Genomic DNA, 17,539 nt, shown 5'->3' with positions numbered 1-17,539 from the left:
TCCATCTGCGTGCTCTTTCAACCCGCCCCCTGCGGCCATAAGTTCGCCATAACAAATCACAAAAGGACACCGACATGCTTGATGCACCAACGACCCAAACCGATTTCGGTGACCTACCCAACTGGGATTTGTCTGATCTCTATGAAAGCTCTGACGCGGATCAGTTGCACACAGACATGGCTTGGCTCGAAGCCGAATGCGCTGATTTCGCCGCAAACTATGAGGGCAAGTTGGCTGGCTTAAGCGCAGTTGAATTGCTAAATGCCGTGCGTCGCTATGAAAAAATCGACATGATCGCAGGCCGCATCATGTCGTTCGCCGGACTGCGCTACTACCAAAACACCACAGACGGTGAGCGCGCGCAGTTTATGTCAAACTGCCAAGACAACATCACCAACTTTACCACACCGCTGGTGTTTTATGGTCTTGAGTTTAACCGCCTTGATGATGCGCATCTTGCGGGCTTACTTGCACAAAACGCTGACTTGGCACGCTATAAACCAGTCTTTGACCGCATGCGCGCGATGAAGCCCTACCAGCTGTCAGACGAGTTGGAGAAGTTTCTACATGATCAGTCCGTTGTGGGCGCTGCCGCATGGAACCGCTTGTTTGATGAAACCATCGCAGGTTTGGAATTCGAAATTGAGGGCGAAACCGTCAACATCGAAAGCGCGTTGAACCTGCTAACTGACCCCAACGGCGCAAAACGAGAAGCGGCCTCCCGCGAGCTTGCCCGCGTATTTGACAAAAACATCCGCACCTTCGCGCGCATCCACAACACATTGGCCAAAGAAAAATCGGTCGAGGATAAGTGGCGCGGAATGGAAACGCCGCAAACCGGACGCCATCTGTCAAACCACGTAGAGCCCGAAGTGGTGGAAGCGCTTCGCGATGCGGTTGTTGCCGCCTATCCCAAGTTGAGCCACCGCTACTATGCCTTGAAAGCCAAGTGGCTTGGGCTTGAGAAAATGCAAACATGGGACCGAAACGCGCCCCTGCCCCAGGATGATCTAACACCGGTAAACTGGGAAACAGCTCAGCGGACCGTTATGGAAGCCTATGCTGATTTTGATCCGCGTATGGCCGATCTGGCTGAGCCGTTCTTTACAAAAGGCTGGATTGATGCGGCTGTGAAAGCAGGCAAGGCACCCGGTGCTTTTGCTCACCCAACGGTTACTGATGCGCACCCCTATGTGATGCTGAACTACCTTGGCAAACCGCGCGATGTCATGACGCTCGCCCATGAACTGGGTCACGGTGTTCACCAAGTACTTGCTGCAGAGCAAGGCGAGCTACTATCCTCGACCCCGCTTACTTTGGCCGAGACTGCCTCTGTGTTCGGCGAAATGCTCACGTTCCGTAAATTGCTAGACGCGGCGAAAACCCAAGCCGAGCGCAAAACCTTGCTGGCGGGCAAAGTCGAAGACATGATCAACACGGTTGTGCGCCAAATTGCGTTCTACGATTTTGAGTGCAAGCTGCACGCTGCACGCGCCGAAGGCGAATTGACGCCAGATGACATCAACGCACTTTGGATGTCCGTGCAAGCGGCCTCGCTTGGCCCCGTGTTTGAGTTCCAAGACGGCTACGAGACATTTTGGGCCTATATTCCGCACTTTGTTCACTCGCCATTCTACGTCTATGCATACGCCTTCGGCGACGGCCTTGTGAACGCACTCTATGCGGTCTTTGAGGAAAGCGGCGCAGAGTTTCAGGATAAATACTTCGATATGCTGCGCGCGGGCGGGTCAAAGCACCACAAAGAATTGCTTGCCCCATTTGGCCTTGATGCATCCGATCCGGCGTTTTGGGACAAGGGCCTGTCGATGATCAGCGCAATGATCGACGAACTTGAAGCGATGGAGGACGCCTAATATGAGCCCCAAGAATGTTGCCGTAATCGGCCTTGGCTCAATGGGATACGGCATCGCGCAATCTGCCCTGCGCGGTGGTCACAAAGTGTGGGGGCGTGACGTCGTTGAGGCCACCACAGCCAAATTCATCGCGGAAGGCGGTCAGGCAAGCCTGCCCGATTACGCTGACATTGATGTGGCAGTGTTGGTTGTTCTGAACGCGGCGCAAACAGAGGATGTTCTGTTCGGCCAAAACGGTATCGCTGCGCAAATGCGCAAAGGTGCTACCGTCATTGCTTGCGCAACTGTGCCACCAGAATTTGCGCGCGACATGGAAGCCCGCGCTCAATCGCTCGGCCTGCATTATTTGGACGCGCCAATTTCAGGTGGGGCCGTAAAAGCCGCAAATGGCGCGCTTTCTGTCATGGCATCAGGCAGCGCAGATGCATTTGAGGGCGCGAAAGACGTCATGGACAGCATTGCGGAAACGGTTTTTCCATTGGGTTATGAAGCCGGTGCGGGATCAGCCATGAAAGCCGTGAACCAGATGTTGGCGGGCGTTCATATTGCAGCCATGGCCGAAGCCATCACCTTCGGCATGACCCAAGGTGTTAGCCCTACGTCGTTCATCGATGTTATCTCAAAATGTGCTGGCACGTCTTGGATGCTGGAAAACCGCGCGCCTCATATTGCAGACGGCGATTACAAGCCGCGCTCATCGGTTAACATCTGGCCCAAAGACCTCGGCATTGTTCTGGATATTGCGGATCAGGCAGCTTTTGACGCCCCCATTACCAAAACTGCGCTGGCACAATACGCCAAAGCAGTTGAAGCAGGTTTGGGTCTTGAAGACGATGCAGCCGTCGCAAAAGTCTACGCCGCCCAAGCGGGGCTAAACCTGCCAAGCGGAACGCCCTCGTGAAGTTTTCGGCCAACCTTGGCTTTTTATGGAGCGAGTTGCCCCTGACGGATGCCATCCGCGCCGCCAAAGTAGCCGGCTTTGATGCGGTCGAATGCCACTGGCCATACGACACACCAGCAGAAGATGTCGCGCTGGCATTGACAGACACGGGGCTCAACATGCTGGGCCTCAACACTATCCGCGGTGATCTTTCAAAGGGGGAAAACGGCCTAAACGCCCTGCCCAACCGAATGACCGAGGCACGCGTGGCGATCGACCAAGCGATTGAGTACGCACACATCACCGGCACTGCAAATATCCATGCAATGGCGGGGTTTGCCCAAGGCGTTGAGGCGCACGATGTATTTTGTGAAAACCTGACATACGCCTGCGCAAAAGCTGCCCCGCACGGCATTGGGATCGTAATTGAACCGCTTAATCACTACGATGCACCGGGATATTTTCTGTCAACCACATCCCAAGCACAGCAAATCATCACTGAAGTGGGTGCGCCAAATCTAAAGCTGATGTTTGACTGCTATCATGTGCAACTGATGGAAGGTGATATCACCAACCGCCTTACAAAGCTGCAAAGCATCATTGGCCATATTCAGTTTGCTTCTGTGCCGGATCGCAGCACACCGGATCGCGGAGAGCTGTCATATGACCACATCTTCGCGCATTTGAAGTCACTAGGTTACGCCGCCCCGCTTGGTGCAGAATATAAGCCCAATGGTCCAACGCCACCCACACTTGACTGGCTTACAAAATACAAATCCTAAACTCTTCTTTTGTTAAAAAATATCCCCGCCGGAGGCACTGACGGGGATAATCAACACATTACTTCGCTTCAAATCATACGTTTTGCTCTGGCTCACGCCTCTTCCAGCAAACCTTTGGCACCGGCAAGTTCGCGCATTTTGTTTTGCAACTTCTCAAACGCGCGCACTTCAATCTGCCTGATCCGCTCACGGCTCACAGAATACTGACCGCTCAAATCTTCAAGCGTGACTGGCTTTTCGGCCAAACGGCGCTGCGTCAGGATATCTTTCTCGCGATCGTTCAGCACCACCATCGCCTCACTCAAAAGCGCACGGCGCGTATCCAACTCGTCCTTTTCAGCGTAGTCATCCGCTTGGGTTGCATCTTCATCTTCAAGCCAGTCTTGCCACTCCATCGCGCCTTCACCGTCGTTAGATACCATCGCGTTTAGCGATGCATCTCCACCCGACAAACGGCGGTTCATGGACACGACTTCGTCCTCTGTCACGCTGAGCTCCTGTGCGATCCGTGCGACGTTTTCGGGACGCAGATCACCATCCTCAAGCGCACCAATCTTCTTCTTGGCTTTGCGCAAGTTGAAGAACAATTTCTTCTGTGCGGATGTCGTACCAAGCTTCACAAGGCTCCATGACCGCAGAACGTATTCCTGAATGGACGCGCGGATCCACCACATCGCGTAGGTCGCCAGGCGGAACCCTTTTTCAGGATCGAATCGCTTCACAGCTTGCATCAGGCCCACGTTCGCCTCTGAAATTACTTCCGCCTGCGGCAGGCCATAGCCGCGATACCCCATGGCAATTTTTGCCGCCAAACGCAGGTGCGATGTCACAAGCTTATGGGCCGCGCCGCTGTCGTCATGGTCCAAATAACGCTTGGCCAGCATGTATTCTTCCTCCGGCTCCAACATTGGAAACTTCCGGATTTCTTGCATGTAACGGTTAAGCCCGCCCTCAGGTGTGGGTGCAGGCAGAGTTGTGTAGTTCGCCATTGTAAGCCCCTCGTGGTCAAAGTCAGCGGAAGTGTCCGCGTTGACATAGATATGGGTGCGCAAATGCGCCCCCGCAAGGGTATCCTCGCGAAACTGTTACCAACTCATGAATAGAATAATTATCCGCGCAACGCTTGGATCATCGTTGCCATGTCTTCCGGAAGCGGGGCCTCAAAACGCATCATTTCGCCGCTAACAGGATGCTCAAACCCCAAAACCGCCGCATGTAACGCCTGTCGGTTAAACGCGGCCACCGCCGCATGGGCACCGGCACTCAGCGCTTTGGGGGGCAGTTTGCGCCGCCCACCATAAGTTGGATCCCCCACCAGACCATGACCCGCATGGGCCATGTGCACGCGGATTTGGTGCGTCCGACCGGTTTCGAGCCAACATTCAATAAGCGCGAGGGTCTCGGGCTGGCCAAAACGTTCGACCAATCGCGCGCGCGTTACAGCGTGACGCCCACCGTCAAACAGTACGGCTTGACGCTGTCTGTCCGTTTTGTGGCGGGCAAGATGGGTGTTAAGCTTCAGAATATTACCTGGCTCAAAGGACGTACCGCGAATACCGCGCAGGCGGGGATCATTCGCATCCGGCACACCGTAACAGACGGCGCGGTAATACCGCTCAACTGTATGGGCCTCAAATTGCGCCGCGAGCCCATGGTGCGCCTGATCAGACTTTGCGACGACCAAAATGCCCGATGTGTCTTTGTCGATACGGTGGACAATTCCGGGGCGCTTTTCACCGCCCACACCGGACAGGCTTTCCCCGCAGTGGTGCATCAACGCATTGACCAACGTGCCGGACGGCGTGCCTGGCGCGGGATGTACGACCATGCCTGCAGGCTTGTTGATCACAATCAGATCATCATCTTCAAAGATCACATTCAGCGGAATGTCTTCTGGCAACATATGGCTTTCGGTGGCTTCGGGCACAGTGATGCTTATCTGCATCCCCTCGGCCGCGCGTGCCTTGATGTCTGTCACGACAGTCCCGTCCACCTCAACCGCGCCTTGTGCGATCAATTTGCCAAGCCGCGAGCGTGAAAGGTTCGCGGTGACTGGCACATCGCGGGCCAACGCCTTATCAAGGCGCGACGGCGGGGCTTCCGCGATAGAAAAAGTGACGGCTGACATGGACCAAAATCCCCCGGATCAAGTACCAGAACCCGCTAACCTGAGGTTCCTGAGATTGCTCGTAACCGTGTTGACGGCCACAATGATTATCGGCCTGATAACGATCATTACATTGCTTGTCATGCGCTTACAGGCCCCGCGTGTCACGTTCCCTGACGCAATCACACTTCCGGATGGCGCTACAGCTACGGCCTTTACCCAAACAGCAGAATTTTTTGCGATTGTGACCGAAGAAAACGAAATTTTGGTGTATAACCGAACCACCGGTCAGATGATCAAACGCATACCCCTGAAATAGCGCCATATAGCACCGGCACGGCAATCACTTCTAACTATGTGGGTTGATACCAAGGATGGTACCGCCTGGTGGGTTCGAACCACCGACCTCTGGTACCACAAACCAGCGCTCTAACCAGCTGAGCTAAGGCGGCAACAGGCTCGACTTACGAAAGCACGACCGGCATTGCAAGCCTCTTTTGTCTGCAAATGCGCGATTATTGAGGGCCTTTGATCTGTGCTATCGCTTCAGCAAGCGGCGCACGCCTTACGCGTATCTCGTTATCGATGGCGCGGGTATACTCAACATCTCGCAATTCCGGCGCAGTCGCCTCCATCAAAAGGTCATTTACATAAAAATCCGCCCGAAGTTGCGGCGGTATCTGCGACAGGTTTTCAATGATCAGCCGGTCGCAACTGGATGACATATAAAAATTATGATAAAAACCGCTGAAGAGCGGGCCAGTGCCGTGTGAGTAAAAATGTTCCAACCCCATCAAATCAAGCGCCCTGCACCGTGCACCTGTGGGAATTGTCTGCACCCATGCATCGTAATGATCGAGATAAAACGAGTCCGACGTCATCGGCGGATTATTCAGCATCAAAAGTTTCACACCAATCTTTGCGGATTGTTCGGTGCCTTGTGTCCGCTTGAATTCGTTGATGCCAATCTGCCGCCACCACACCGCTTTGCTAATGGATGTCACCTGTCCGCGAATGAGGACGCCACCAGCGGGCAGTGCAAGCCGCTCGAGTATTTTCAAAGGTCCCTGCGGCTCAGGATCACCGATCATGCCCTCTGCAATCCGTTCTGAAATATCTACCCGCCGGATCAACTTGGGGCGTTTTTGCAGCGATTTGTCTTTGCGCAGATTGTAGCGCACCAAATCAAGGCCCGCGATATCAGCGAGCTGGGCCGCGATGCCACTATCACGGCGGGTATTGGCATTGTTGGCGTGCACACAAAACAGATCAATATCGCCCCAAAGTTCTTTCGCAAAAGCTAACAACAAACGTGAATCCGCACCACCTGTAATGGGCAATATACTGGGGCTTTGCCGTGATATGAGTGGCTTCATCACTTGCTTATGGCGCTGCACAACGCGGTCTAACCGTTCGCGTATCCCGTGCTCGGTCACCTCCATACGCCAGTCGCAATCCGCTTTTGGCCAGTGCCGAACAGTTTGTTGCGCATCAAGATCAAAGTAATGGTTGGCCATGACACGGCGCACACGGGCATCGGGCGTATACCCGAACGCCAAGCGCGCACCACCACCAGAACCCGCATTTTCCGCAAGCGAATACTCACGCTCAATAACCGGAGCATCATCAATGGCGAGATAAAGTGTGGCCGCAACACGCCCCGTTTCACGATTATACACGGCAGGGATCATCGCACTTGGATCAAGGTAGACGCGGTTGAAATCAGGCGCGGTAATCACAAAGATATAGCGTCCCGCAGCCATCTCGAGCGTATCAGCAAGTGCGCCGGGGCTTTTTGCACGGTCCAACAGCAACTGTAGATGCGGCGTGTCGATGAAAAATCCGTTTGCATCCACCGCAAGTCCCAATACGGCCACAGAAATACCTGCGCGCCTATCGGTTGCCAGCGCCATTTCTAGGCCCCGCCCGACGTGAAGAACCCAGTCATTTTGTAGGGTGTGAGGCGCAAAGCTAGTCACCGCAAAACTGGCCTCTTTACTCAGCACGTATTGCTGGGAGAAAACCTTACCAAAATTCAACTCATGCTGCGCAATCAAATGCTCTGCGTAGACAGTCATGAACGCACCCGAATTTTGTAGGACGCGGCATAGACGAGACGTTCCAAAATCCCCACATGCGGGTTCTTAGTTGGGTTCATTATAGGCCGTAGGGGCATCGTTACTCTCGCACTCGTTGAATGTCTCTTACACGGACAAATACATTCGAAAGCCTAACAAGAAACGAATCGCCTGTGAAGGAAAACCGACCACGCCCACAGCCCCTTGTCTTGATGCGCCCTGCCCTGTAATTGCCGTAACAGTTATAGCAAAGGATGCACCCATGGGGATCAATAGCGAGCGCGACATCGAAGCCAACTTGCAAATCGGCCCAACCGATCAAGGCATGGTGCGTATTTTTGTTGAGGCCAATGGCGTTGAAATTCCGATGGATTTCACACCTGAAGAAGCGCTGGAAATTGCAGAAGAAATTACGGCGGCAGCCAAAGTTATCGGCTAAGGCATCTGCGATGGCTTACGGCATTCTGAAAGTGTTATTGCGTTGCGGCGGGATCGCGCGCCGCGTGAGCACGCAGTGCTGCATGGCGGGCAAATTTTTGAACCATCGCTTTTCGCCTCGCACCGGCAAGCCGCACTTCATCCGGCATTCGAATGATCTCTGCATCATACCCGTCAGCGATGATGAGACCTGTTTCATCTGGCAAAAGATCAGTTGGGAACGCCTCATCCACCCCCCAAAAATATCGATCGCACCACTCAAGATAGCCCTGCCATTTCTGATCTGAGGTAAAATCTTCGCGGCTGGATTTGCACTCAATAATCCAGATCTCACCCTTCGGCCCAAGCGCCATCACATCAACGCGCAGTCCACGCGTCGGCACAAGTTCTGTTACAGAAACAAAGTTATGGCTCAGAAGATGCCGGCACACACCGCGGGCCAGAACATCGCCCGCGCGCAAAGGTAGCGTTGGATTATGTTGCATAAGCAAAGAGTGAACAAAACGGAAACAAAAGGCAAGAGAAACTCAAACAAACCTGCAAACGCTCTTGTCAGACGTTACCAAGCGCCATAGGTGATGCGGTGGCGGGTGCTGCTCTTCACGTAAGCTGGTCGATACATTCCAGTGGCCTTAAGCAAATCCGAGGGAGCTGGCTCTGTCACGGTCCTGGCCGCGTTATCTGGCGCCCACCTGTATATACAGGTCCTCGGGAATAATCGTCCAACGGTCGCTGCGGGCCCGCCACCCATTTTCCACGTCCCAACCTAGCAATGCGTGCAGCCAATGTGCCCCCGTGGCAAACCCGCGGGTTACGACACGCCGCTTTAGATTCAGTGTTTAGGCCAGCAGTAGTTTTCGGAAATCAGATCAGAATGCGTCGGGCTGAACTTCGCGCGCCATATGATCAAGCACACCGTTCACAAAATGCGTTTCATCGCCTTCAGGGAAAAACGCGCCAGCAACGTCAACGAATTCTTTAATAACAACGCGTGGCGGTGTCACTTTACCCAGCAACTCCGCACCGGCCGCGCGGAAAAGCGCGCGAATAGTGGGGTCAATGCGTGCGATGGGCCACTTTGCGACCAAAGCACGATCAGTCATTTGGTCAATAGGGCGCTGATGCTCAACCGCGTCTTGGGCCAGCATGCGGAATACGTCGATATCGCCTTCCATCATTTCACGTCCCTCATAGGTCGCGCCAAAACGATGGTCTTCAAACTCACGCATAACAACATCGACTGACTGCGACGAGTGTTCCATCTGAAACAGTGCTTGCACTGCATAAAGCCGCGCCGCTGATTTCATTTTGCGTTTTTGGTTATTCGAAAGTTCAGTCATGCTTTGTGTGTACCGCCTGCAAGCAGAATGTCGCTGGTAAATCCAACGCCCTTATCCGCGCGGCCCCACTTACGAGCGATAGCGATCAAGTGCAAGGCTGCCGCAGCGGCCCCGCCACCTTTGTTTTGGTCTGCAGGATCTGCACGTACTTCTGCCTGTTTGCGATTCTCTACCGTCAGGATACCATTACCGATACAAAGCCCCTGAAGGCCCAGTAATTGCAGTGCACGGCTGCTGTCGTTGCACACTGTTTCATAGTGGGTTGTCTCGCCCCGCACCACGCAGCCAAGTGCCACATAGCCGTCGAAATTAGACATACGTTCAGCGATGCCAATTGCTGTGGGTATTTCAAGCGCACCGGGTACATCAATCACTTCATGGGTGGCGCCAGCTGCCTCAAGCTCGGCAACAGCACCGGCAACTAAATTGTCAGCGATGTCTTTGTAATACGGAGACCGCACGATCAGAATTTTCGGAGCGTCCTCGAAGCGCGGTGTATCCATGATGTAGTGAGAAGCGCCAGCCATTATCCGATCTCCGAAATTTTCATCGTGTCCACAATCTCCAAACCATAAGCGTCCAGCCCGACAACTTTTGGCGCAGGTGAATTGGTCAGAAGGACAATTTTCGACAGGTTCAAAGACGACAAAATCTGTGCGCCCAAACCGTATTGGCGAAGCGTCTGCGGGCTGACCTCATCATCCCGCACGATCTTCATGGTAAGATCACGCAGCAAAACCAGCGCACCGCGCCCGTGGTCCGCGATCAGCTTCATCGCATCGCCAAATTCAGCAGCACGGCCCGTACCGCCTGTGCCAATCACGTCAAGCATCGGATCCATGGCATGCATACGTACGAGCACAGGCTCATCGCCCGAAATGTCGCCTTTGATCAAGACGATATGCTCTGCGCCTTGGGTCTCGTCGGTGTAGACGCGCATATCCCATTCGCCGCCAAACTCGGACTGGATCGTGTCCGTGCTGCGCACGCGCACCAAATTGTCATGGCGGCGGCGGTATTTAATCAAATCAGAAATTGTCCCGATCTTCAGCCCGTGCAGCTGCGCAAAACCAACCAGGTCTGGCAAACGCGACATGGTGCCATCGTCGTTCATGATCTCACAAATCACGCCGGAAGGGTTCAGGCCCGCAAGCCGTGACACATCAACAGCCGCCTCAGTATGCCCCGCACGTACCAACACACCGCCGTCTCGCGCACGCAGTGGGAAAACATGTCCCGGTGTTGCGATATCCGCTGAGGTTGCTTTGCTATCAATCGCCACAGCAACTGTGCGCGCACGGTCAGCCGCAGAAATACCGGTGGTAACACCTTCGCGCGCCTCAATCGAAACGGTAAATGCGGTCTCATGGCGCGATGAATTCTGCGTCGCCATCAACGGCAGGCCCAACGCATCAATCCGGTCAGATGGAAGCGTCAAACAAATCAAGCCGCGTCCGTGGGTCGCCATAAAGTTAATGGCATCAGGCGTGGCCATTTGCGCGGGGATAACAAGATCACCCTCGTTCTCGCGGTCTTCGTGATCCACCAGAATGAACATCCGACCATTACGCGCATCATCAATGATGTCTTCAATGGGGCTGATCACATCAGAGAGGTTTTCCTCAACAGGACCGGGCTTTTCAAACATGCTTTCAGCGCTCATTACGCCCACTCCTGCAATCGGGCCACATAGCGGGCCATTGTATCAATTTCGAGGTTCACCGCATCACCAACAGCTGCATCACCCCATGTGGTGACGCTTTTTGTGTGCGGAATAAAGTTGATCCCGAAGGCAGTGCCCTCAACATCATTTACAGTCAAAGACGTGCCATTAAGCGTAACCGAGCCTTTGGGCGCGATGAATTTTGCAAGTGCCGCTGGCGCTTCAAGCGTGACCCGAGTGCTATCGCCCTCATCATGCATAGCGACAATCTTAGCCAAGCCGTCGACGTGACCGGACACAATGTGTCCGCCCAACTCATCGCCCACTTTCAAGGCACGCTCCAGATTGATGCGCCGCCCTTCGGACCATGTATCAAGATTGGTCTTACTGACAGTCTCTGCGGACACGTCCACATCAAACCACCCAAGCTGATCGCCTTCGGCCAGACCTTTGCCAACCACGGTCAAGCAAACACCGTCGCAGGCGATTGATGCACCCATATCGACGCTGCTCATATCGTAAAGCGTTGAAATGCGCGCCCGCAAATCACCGCGCTGTTCCAGTTGCGCGATATGACCAACGTCTGTGATAATGCCAGTGAACATAAATCTCGTCCCGAATTTCGTGTTGCAAACCACCTATAACGGCGCACCCATCCGGACAAGGGCTTTGCCGCCCATTCCAGTGATACCTTTTCGCACATCGCCTCAATCATAATGCAGGTCACATTTTCGCCAATAATTCAGGCTACGCCACTCACAATCCTGCGCGGACCTACGCAAAACCTAAACACACGGCATATCATATGGCGCTCATTACCGGCGAAAATAAGCGTTTTCTTTTTCTGCAAGGCCCGCATGGTCCCTTTTTCTGGCGCCTTGGGCAGATGCTGGAGCGTGCTGGCGCACAGGTCTGGAGGGTCGGTTTCAACGCAGGTGACCGCGCCTTTTGGTTCTCGCCTAAAACTTACATCGGGTATTGCGGCACGCTAAACGACTGGGCCGAAACCCTACGTCAGACCCTTCACGACAAATCAATCACGGACATTGTGCTTTACGGTGACACGCGGCCTGTTCACGCCCAAGCAGCAGAAATGGCGCGACAAATGGGCATCCGGATCCATGTATTCGAAGAAGGGTATCTACGGCCCTATTGGGTCAGCTACGAGCGTGATGGCTCCAACGGAAACTCCGCGCTCATGCAGCTTAGCGTGGATCAGATGCGCGAGACTTTGGCAGACGCCGATTTAGACATCCCACAAGCACCGGCACATTGGGGCGACATGCGCCAGCACGTGTTTTACGGCGCGCTTTACCATTGGTTTGTGATGCTTCGAAACGGCCACTACCGCAAGATGCAACGCCACCGCGCCCTTGATGTAAAAACCGAGTTTGCCCTGTATTTCATGCGCCTTTTAGGAATGCCGTTTTATTGGCTTAGCCGCGTGTTTTCCACACTGCGCATTAAACGCGGGGGGTACCCCTACCATATTGCGCTGCTGCAACTTGAACATGACGCCAGCTTTCAAGCCCACTCTCCGTTCTCCAAAATCGACGAATTCATCGAAGTAATCATCGAAGGTTTTGCCAAAGGGGCACCGGCGCATCACCATCTTGTGCTCAAGGCGCACCCGCTTGAAAACGGTCAGACAAACATCCGCCGGTTGATCAAAAACTTAGCCCGCCAGCACGGCGTTGAGGGGCGGTGCCACTATGTTCGTGGCGGCAAACTGGCCCAGCTTTTGGACCATGCCCGAAGTGCAGTGACAGTCAATTCAACCGCCGGCCAGCAAGTGCTTTGGCGCGGTATCCCGCTCAAGGTTTTTGGCGCGGCGGTCTATAACAAACCAGAGTTTGTGTCGTCTCAGCCGCTCCATGAATTTTTTAGCTTACCCACAACACCGGACACTGCCGCCTACCGCGATTACCGGCGCTACTTGCTTGAGACCAGCCAGATCGCCGGTGGGTTTTACGCCGCCAAAGGCCGCAGACAGCTTTTGCGACAAGTCGTTGATCTGATGTTGCACCCCCACGATCCCTACGAAGCACTTGAGGTTGGCAAAGCGGCCCCACGGCAACAGTTGCGTGTCATTCCCTAACAACCACAACCCCTAGCGGTAGCTTTCTGTGAGGGATTCCAGTAAGGTAATAGAAAAACTTGAGGCAGTTCTATAAGGTCGAAAGGACCAGAGCAGTGAAAATTAATGTGTCCCGTGTGGTAAAAGGCATTGCCTTGCTAAGCCTCGTTGCGACTGTTTCTGCATGCGGTCTGCCGCGTGTAGGCCCCAACAAAGCCGAAATTTTTCAAGGATCCGTTTTGCGTGAAGGCGATGCGTTCATCGTCTCTGTCAACGACCGCGTGACCCGCGCCACAGCTGTCACCCCGGCTTTTGGTTTTTCGGATGCGTTCATCAACGCAGGTGTTGTTGGCTCTGACGTGATCCGTCCTGGCGATGTATTGGGGCTGACTGTTTGGGAAAACGTAGATGACGGCCTGCTGGCCGGTGCGGGGCAAAACGCCACCATTCTTGACGAAGTACAAGTAGACGGAAACGGCAATATTTTCGTCCCCTATGCCGGCACCCTAAAGGCATCTGGCAAATCTCCGGAAGCGCTACGTCGTCTGATCACCACGCGCCTGAACGAACAAACCCCCGACCCCCAAGTGCAGGTCCGCCGCGTAGCCGGTGATGGTGCAACAGTCACTGTGGTTGGCGCAGTTGGCGCGCAAGGCGTCTACGCGATTGAGCGCCCCACCCGCACGCTTTCCTCCATGCTTGCCCGTGCAGGTGGCGTGGGACTTGAGGCCGAAGTGGCACAAATCACCGTTATCCGCGGTACACATCGCGGGCAGGTTTGGTTCCAAGATCTTTACCAAGACCCGCGCTTTGACATCGCCCTGCGTGGCGGAGACCGCATTTTGGTCGAGCGAGACACCCGCGCCTATACGGTTTTGGGCGCCACTGGCAGCCAGAACCGCGTTGAATTCACTACACGCACGATCTCTGCCATTGAAGCACTTGCACAAGTGGGTGGCTTAAGCAGTAACGTAGCAGACCCCACAGGCGTTTTTGTGTTCCGCAATGAACCCGCCGAAATTGCTAATCAAGTAATGGGCCGCGATGATCTGCAAGGCGCGCAGCGTGTGGCCTATGTGCTGGATCTGACCGAGCCTAACGGCATGTTCAACGCACGTGATTTCGCCATACGTGATGACGATACGGTCTATGTGACCGAGGCACCATTCGTGCAATGGAACAAAACAATTGCCGCACTCACAGGATCTCTTAACTCTGTGAATACCCTAAATACACTGGCTGGTAACTAAGCCCAATGACGACCCCACTTTCGGCCGCTGACCCAACCCGTCAGCGGCTGTTTGTCTACAATGGCGGCTTTTTGCGTCAAAAACGCGTGCGCCGTATCCTTGCGCTAAAGGGCTATGACATCCGCATTGGCATGCCGTCGGAAACTGATCTGGTCGGTGTGTGGGGGAAATCACCAACCGCGCACCGCGGCGAAAAGATTGCAGCCCGCACCAACGCAAAGCTTGTGCGCGTGGAAGACGCCTTTTTGAGGTCAGTGCGTCCTGCCAGTGGTGGTGATCTGCCCATCGGGCTTAACATTGATACCCGCGGTGTACATTTTGATAGCAGCGCGCCCAGTGACCTTGAGGTCCTGGTTGCCACGCACCCCCTTGATGACACCGCTCTGCTTGACCGTGCACGCGGTGGCATGGCTCGCATGAAGCGAAGCGCGCTTTCGAAATACAACAACTTCGCGCCTGAGACCCCCTTTCCAAAAGGTATTCCAGACGCTGGGTATGTCCTTGTGATTGATCAAACCGCAGACGATGCCTCCATCACACACTCGGGCGCCAATGCAGATACGTTCCGCGAGATGCTACTGGATGCGCGGCTTGAAAACCCGCACGCAACGATTGTGCTGAAGACACATCCCGAAACCCGAACCGGTCACAAGGGCGGTCATTTCGACCCTGCAAACATTGGTGGCAACGTGGTCGTGCTGGATCAAAACACCAACCCGCACCGCTTGCTTGAAGGCGCGATCAAAGTCTACGCCGTCAGCTCGCAAATGGGTTTTGAGGCTATAATGGCCGGTCACAAACCAATCCTGTACGGACAACCCTTTTATGCCGGTTGGGGGCTAAGCGAAGATCGCGCACCGATTGATCGACGCACCCGCACGTTAACCCGAACGCAACTTTTTGCAGGCGCGATGATCTTATATCCGACGTGGTATGACCCCTACCGCGATGCGCTCTGTAGCTTTGAAGATGCACTCAGCACCCTCGAAGCGCTTACTCGTACTTGGCGTGAAGATCATAACGGCTGGGCTGCACCAGATATGCGGCTCTGGTAACGCAAGCATACACAGGCATTCTTTGGCAGCGTCCGACCTGTAAAATTCGGGGGCAACATACATACGCGGCGCATCATGCGTTGGGGCGCGCATGATAGTCCTGAAGCAACCGTAGAAGACGGATTTCTCCGTTCAAAAGGGCTTGGTGCTAACTTGGTCCCGCCCCTATCGCTGGTTCTTGATGACCTTGGTATTTACTATGACCCAATCCGCGAAAGTCGCCTTGAAAGGCTGATAGCCCAGTCACTTAGTCTGGAGCCGGCGGCATTACGCCGGGCCGAAGCCTTACGCCAAAAAATTATTAAGAGCGGCGTGAGCAAATATAATCTTGGGATTAAGGCTGCTTTACCATCGCTCCCAAAGGGCCACCGCATTTTGGTCCCGGGGCAAGTTGAAGATGATGCTTCGATCAAGCTAGGCACGTCGAAATGGCAGACCAACAGCGACTTACTGGTTGAGACCCGCCGCGCCAATCCCGACGCCATCTTGATCTACAAACCACACCCCGACGTAGAGGCAGGTTTGCGCGATGGAGGCTTAAGTAATGAGGCCGCAGCAGTCGCGGATATCATAGCCACGAACGCGGATGCTTTGGGCCTGCTGGCCTGCGTCGATAGTGTTTGGACGATGACCTCAACACTTGGATTTGAAGCGCTTTTGCGCGGTGTGCCTGTCACCTGCTTAGGCGCGCCATTTTATGCGGGATGGGGCCTGACAAGGGATATCGCAGCCACCCCTGACCGCCGCACCGCACGCCCAAGCCTTGATCAATTCACACATGCAACTTTGATCGACTACCCGCGCTATTACGATCCTGAGACAGGTTATCCCTGCCCCCCCGAAGTTGCGGTTGACCGTTTAGCCATGTCCAAAGGCAATTACAGTGGGCTTGGTTTGCGTCTGTTGGCTAAAGCACAAGGCGCGCTTTCAACTTACGCACATCTTTGGCGTTAAGCGCGGCGCCACCGGTACAACACGTCACCGCCAATGGAACGACATTCAACAAGTGTCCAACGCGGGGCATCTGCCAAAACACGCTGCCCAAAGGGTGCAACAGCGTCCAATCCGTCACCTCCGATGACAACACCAGCCGTCATGCACACCAGATCATCCACAAGGTTTTCGCTCAATAAAGACGCGGCAAGTCCGCCGCCACCTTCGCAAAAAATACGCGTAAGCCCCTGCCCTGCAAGCACCCGCAGCGCGTCGGTCAGGCTGCCTTGATAGGGGACAGATCTCGCATTTGGCGACAGCGCACTCACATCTGCTGTTTTCGGGTGAACAAACCAACCGCCGTTTTGCACATCGCTACGCGCCATACCCTGCAGTGTCTCGCTGATGACAACGCGGACCGGCTGATGTGAAACGCCGAGGCCCCGCACATTAAGCAAAGGATTATCAGCCCGCACAGTCCCCGCGCCAACCATTACTGCATCGTGTCGGGCGCGCATCATATGGACAGCGCGCCGCGCATGTGCCCCAGTGATCCACTGGCTGTCTCCGGTTGAAGTGGCAATTTTTCCGTCAAAAGATGTTGCCATCTTGAGTGTCACAAAAGGCAAACCTTCACGCGCAGCTTTGAAAAACCCACGATGATCTTCAGCAGCCTCTGACGAGAGCACGCCGATATCTACCGTAATCCCTGCATCGCGGAGCGCTTGAAATCCGCGCCCTGAAACACGGTTGTCTTCATCCTCAATCGCACAAACAACCCGAGACACCCCCGCCTCAATAAGCGCATTCGCACAGGGCGGTGTCTTACCATGATGCGCGCAAGGCTCGAGAGTCACATAGGCCGTCGCACCACGTGCCAGACGTCCTGCCTGCGCTAACGCGATCGGCTCAGCGTGTGGGCGGCCACCGTCTTGGGTCCAGCCACGCCCCACAATGACGCCGTCTTTAACGATGACACAACCAACCGCTGGGTTTGGCCACACACGACCCTGGCCGCGCCGCCCGAGGGCAAGCGCGTGGCGCATGTGTTGCTCATCCACG

At 54.7% G+C, this 17,539-nt stretch carries 16 protein-coding genes, 1 tRNA gene and 1 pseudogene; 8 read left to right on the top strand and 10 right to left on the bottom strand.

Features of this window, described 5'->3' with window-relative positions:
- Nucleotides 1–74 precede the first annotated feature (74 nt).
- Genes NIG5292_RS02685 through NIG5292_RS02675 form a run of 3 tightly spaced genes read left to right on the top strand, consistent with a single transcriptional unit; the run spans nucleotide 75 to nucleotide 3,536 of the window.
- Nucleotides 75–1,874: a M3 family oligoendopeptidase gene (locus NIG5292_RS02685; protein WP_048597820.1), complete on the top strand. Its 1,800-nt coding sequence runs from the start codon at nucleotides 75–77 to the stop codon at nucleotides 1,872–1,874.
- Nucleotide 1,875: 1 nt separating this feature from the next.
- Nucleotides 1,876–2,775 (top strand): L-threonate dehydrogenase, encoded by a 900-nt coding sequence (gene ltnD / locus NIG5292_RS02680; protein ID WP_048597819.1) that lies wholly within the window; start codon nucleotides 1,876–1,878, stop codon nucleotides 2,773–2,775.
- Complete coding sequence (locus NIG5292_RS02675) at nucleotides 2,772–3,536, top strand: hydroxypyruvate isomerase family protein (RefSeq protein ID WP_048597818.1); 765 nt, start codon at nucleotides 2,772–2,774, stop codon at nucleotides 3,534–3,536. The genes ltnD and NIG5292_RS02675 overlap by 4 nt, the downstream gene beginning before the upstream one ends.
- 92 nt (nucleotides 3,537–3,628) lie before the next feature.
- Here NIG5292_RS02675 and rpoH read toward each other — a convergent pair whose 3' ends face one another.
- Both rpoH and NIG5292_RS02665 read right to left on the bottom strand, forming a co-directional pair.
- Nucleotides 3,629–4,525 carry an RNA polymerase sigma factor RpoH gene (gene rpoH / locus NIG5292_RS02670; RefSeq protein ID WP_048597817.1) on the bottom strand — a complete coding sequence of 299 codons (897 nt, stop codon included), beginning with the start codon at nucleotides 4,523–4,525 and terminating at the stop codon, nucleotides 3,629–3,631.
- 119 nt (nucleotides 4,526–4,644) lie between these two features.
- Complete coding sequence (locus tag NIG5292_RS02665) at nucleotides 4,645–5,664, bottom strand: RluA family pseudouridine synthase (RefSeq protein WP_048597816.1); 1,020 nt, start codon at nucleotides 5,662–5,664, stop codon at nucleotides 4,645–4,647.
- Between NIG5292_RS02665 and NIG5292_RS02660 the strand changes: the two genes are divergently transcribed.
- Nucleotides 5,663–5,962 (top strand): DUF6476 family protein, encoded by a 300-nt coding sequence (locus NIG5292_RS02660; protein ID WP_048597815.1) that lies wholly within the window; start codon nucleotides 5,663–5,665, stop codon nucleotides 5,960–5,962. The two genes, NIG5292_RS02665 and NIG5292_RS02660, sit on opposite strands and share 2 nt — an antisense overlap.
- A gap of 56 nt (nucleotides 5,963–6,018) precedes the next feature.
- On the opposite strand, the gene NIG5292_RS02655 is transcribed toward NIG5292_RS02660, so the two are convergent.
- Together NIG5292_RS02655 and NIG5292_RS02650 are read right to left on the bottom strand one after the other, a co-directional pair.
- Nucleotides 6,019–6,095 (bottom strand) — tRNA-His (locus NIG5292_RS02655).
- Nucleotides 6,096–6,158: 63 nt separating this feature from the next.
- Nucleotides 6,159–7,721 carry an asparagine synthetase B family protein gene (locus NIG5292_RS02650; protein ID WP_048597814.1) on the bottom strand — a complete coding sequence of 521 codons (1,563 nt, stop codon included), beginning with the start codon at nucleotides 7,719–7,721 and terminating at the stop codon, nucleotides 6,159–6,161.
- A gap of 262 nt (nucleotides 7,722–7,983) precedes the next feature.
- Here NIG5292_RS02650 and NIG5292_RS15020 point away from each other — a divergent pair, with 262 nt between their 5' ends.
- Nucleotides 7,984–8,160, top strand: coding sequence for a DUF6324 family protein (locus NIG5292_RS15020; RefSeq protein ID WP_177193412.1), 177 nt, complete (start codon nucleotides 7,984–7,986; stop codon nucleotides 8,158–8,160).
- 34 nt (nucleotides 8,161–8,194) lie between these two features.
- Here NIG5292_RS15020 and NIG5292_RS02645 read toward each other — a convergent pair whose 3' ends face one another.
- From NIG5292_RS02645 to NIG5292_RS02625, 5 genes are all read right to left on the bottom strand, one after another.
- Nucleotides 8,195–8,644 (bottom strand): MmcB family DNA repair protein, encoded by a 450-nt coding sequence (locus tag NIG5292_RS02645; protein WP_048597813.1) that lies wholly within the window; start codon nucleotides 8,642–8,644, stop codon nucleotides 8,195–8,197.
- 384 nt (nucleotides 8,645–9,028) lie between these two features.
- A complete protein-coding gene (gene nusB / locus NIG5292_RS02640; RefSeq protein WP_048597812.1) occupies nucleotides 9,029–9,499 on the bottom strand; it encodes a transcription antitermination factor NusB in 471 nt (156 codons plus the stop codon).
- A complete protein-coding gene (locus NIG5292_RS02635) occupies nucleotides 9,496–10,026 on the bottom strand; it encodes a 6,7-dimethyl-8-ribityllumazine synthase (protein ID WP_048597811.1) in 531 nt (176 codons plus the stop codon). Before NIG5292_RS02635 ends, nusB begins: the two co-directional genes overlap by 4 nt.
- A complete protein-coding gene (ribB, locus tag NIG5292_RS02630; RefSeq protein ID WP_048597810.1) occupies nucleotides 10,026–11,162 on the bottom strand; it encodes a 3,4-dihydroxy-2-butanone-4-phosphate synthase in 1,137 nt (378 codons plus the stop codon). The genes NIG5292_RS02635 and ribB overlap by 1 nt, the downstream gene beginning before the upstream one ends.
- Nucleotides 11,162–11,767 carry a riboflavin synthase gene (locus NIG5292_RS02625; protein ID WP_048597809.1) on the bottom strand — a complete coding sequence of 202 codons (606 nt, stop codon included), beginning with the start codon at nucleotides 11,765–11,767 and terminating at the stop codon, nucleotides 11,162–11,164. The genes ribB and NIG5292_RS02625 overlap by 1 nt, the downstream gene beginning before the upstream one ends.
- Before the next feature lie 200 nt (nucleotides 11,768–11,967).
- On the opposite strand from NIG5292_RS02625, the gene NIG5292_RS02620 reads away from it, so the two are divergent.
- The 3 genes and pseudogenes from NIG5292_RS02620 to NIG5292_RS02610 all read left to right on the top strand — a co-directional run bounded on the left by NIG5292_RS02620 (nucleotide 11,968) and on the right by NIG5292_RS02610 (nucleotide 16,498).
- Nucleotides 11,968–13,260 carry a capsule polysaccharide biogenesis protein gene (locus NIG5292_RS02620; protein ID WP_048597808.1) on the top strand — a complete coding sequence of 431 codons (1,293 nt, stop codon included), beginning with the start codon at nucleotides 11,968–11,970 and terminating at the stop codon, nucleotides 13,258–13,260.
- Between the two features lie 95 nt (nucleotides 13,261–13,355).
- Nucleotides 13,356–14,489 (top strand): polysaccharide biosynthesis/export family protein, encoded by a 1,134-nt coding sequence (locus tag NIG5292_RS02615; RefSeq protein WP_082136601.1) that lies wholly within the window; start codon nucleotides 13,356–13,358, stop codon nucleotides 14,487–14,489.
- Nucleotides 14,490–14,494: 5 nt separating this feature from the next.
- Nucleotides 14,495–16,498: pseudogene (locus NIG5292_RS02610) on the top strand (capsule polysaccharide biogenesis protein).
- Here the strand turns inward: NIG5292_RS02610 and ribD are convergent.
- Nucleotides 16,495–17,523: a bifunctional diaminohydroxyphosphoribosylaminopyrimidine deaminase/5-amino-6-(5-phosphoribosylamino)uracil reductase RibD gene (ribD, locus tag NIG5292_RS02605; protein WP_048597807.1), complete on the bottom strand. Its 1,029-nt coding sequence runs from the start codon at nucleotides 17,521–17,523 to the stop codon at nucleotides 16,495–16,497. The pseudogene NIG5292_RS02610 and the gene ribD sit on opposite strands and share 4 nt — an antisense overlap.
- Between the last annotated feature and the right edge of the window lie 16 nt (nucleotides 17,524–17,539).

Source organism: Nereida ignava, assembly GCF_001049735.1.
Taxonomy (GTDB): domain Bacteria; phylum Pseudomonadota; class Alphaproteobacteria; order Rhodobacterales; family Rhodobacteraceae; genus Nereida; species Nereida ignava.
The sequence above is the reverse complement of the archived record's forward strand: the minus strand, read 5'-3'. Positions and strand labels throughout refer to the sequence as shown.

Bases quoted from the DNA above. Each gene is read 5' to 3' on its own strand.
- NIG5292_RS02685 (WP_048597820.1), top strand. From the start codon at position 75: ATGCTTGATGCACCAACGACCCAAACCGATTTCGGTGACCTACCCAAC.
- ltnD (WP_048597819.1), top strand. From the start codon at position 1,876: ATGAGCCCCAAGAATGTTGCCGTAATCGGCCTTGGCTCAATGGGATAC.
- rpoH (WP_048597817.1), bottom strand. From the start codon at position 4,525: ATGGCGAACTACACAACTCTGCCTGCACCCACACCTGAGGGCGGGCTT.
- NIG5292_RS02660 (WP_048597815.1), top strand. From the start codon at position 5,663: ATGGACCAAAATCCCCCGGATCAAGTACCAGAACCCGCTAACCTGAGG.
- NIG5292_RS02665 (WP_048597816.1), bottom strand. From the start codon at position 5,664: ATGTCAGCCGTCACTTTTTCTATCGCGGAAGCCCCGCCGTCGCGCCTT.
- NIG5292_RS02650 (WP_048597814.1), bottom strand. From the start codon at position 7,721: ATGACTGTCTACGCAGAGCATTTGATTGCGCAGCATGAGTTGAATTTT.
- NIG5292_RS15020 (WP_177193412.1), top strand. From the start codon at position 7,984: ATGGGGATCAATAGCGAGCGCGACATCGAAGCCAACTTGCAAATCGGC.
- NIG5292_RS02645 (WP_048597813.1), bottom strand. From the start codon at position 8,644: ATGCAACATAATCCAACGCTACCTTTGCGCGCGGGCGATGTTCTGGCC.
- nusB (WP_048597812.1), bottom strand. From the start codon at position 9,499: ATGACTGAACTTTCGAATAACCAAAAACGCAAAATGAAATCAGCGGCG.
- NIG5292_RS02635 (WP_048597811.1), bottom strand. From the start codon at position 10,026: ATGGCTGGCGCTTCTCACTACATCATGGATACACCGCGCTTCGAGGAC.
- ribB (WP_048597810.1), bottom strand. From the start codon at position 11,162: ATGAGCGCTGAAAGCATGTTTGAAAAGCCCGGTCCTGTTGAGGAAAAC.
- NIG5292_RS02625 (WP_048597809.1), bottom strand. From the start codon at position 11,767: ATGTTCACTGGCATTATCACAGACGTTGGTCATATCGCGCAACTGGAA.
- NIG5292_RS02620 (WP_048597808.1), top strand. From the start codon at position 11,968: ATGGCGCTCATTACCGGCGAAAATAAGCGTTTTCTTTTTCTGCAAGGC.
- ribD (WP_048597807.1), bottom strand. From the start codon at position 17,523: ATGCGCCACGCGCTTGCCCTCGGGCGGCGCGGCCAGGGTCGTGTGTGG.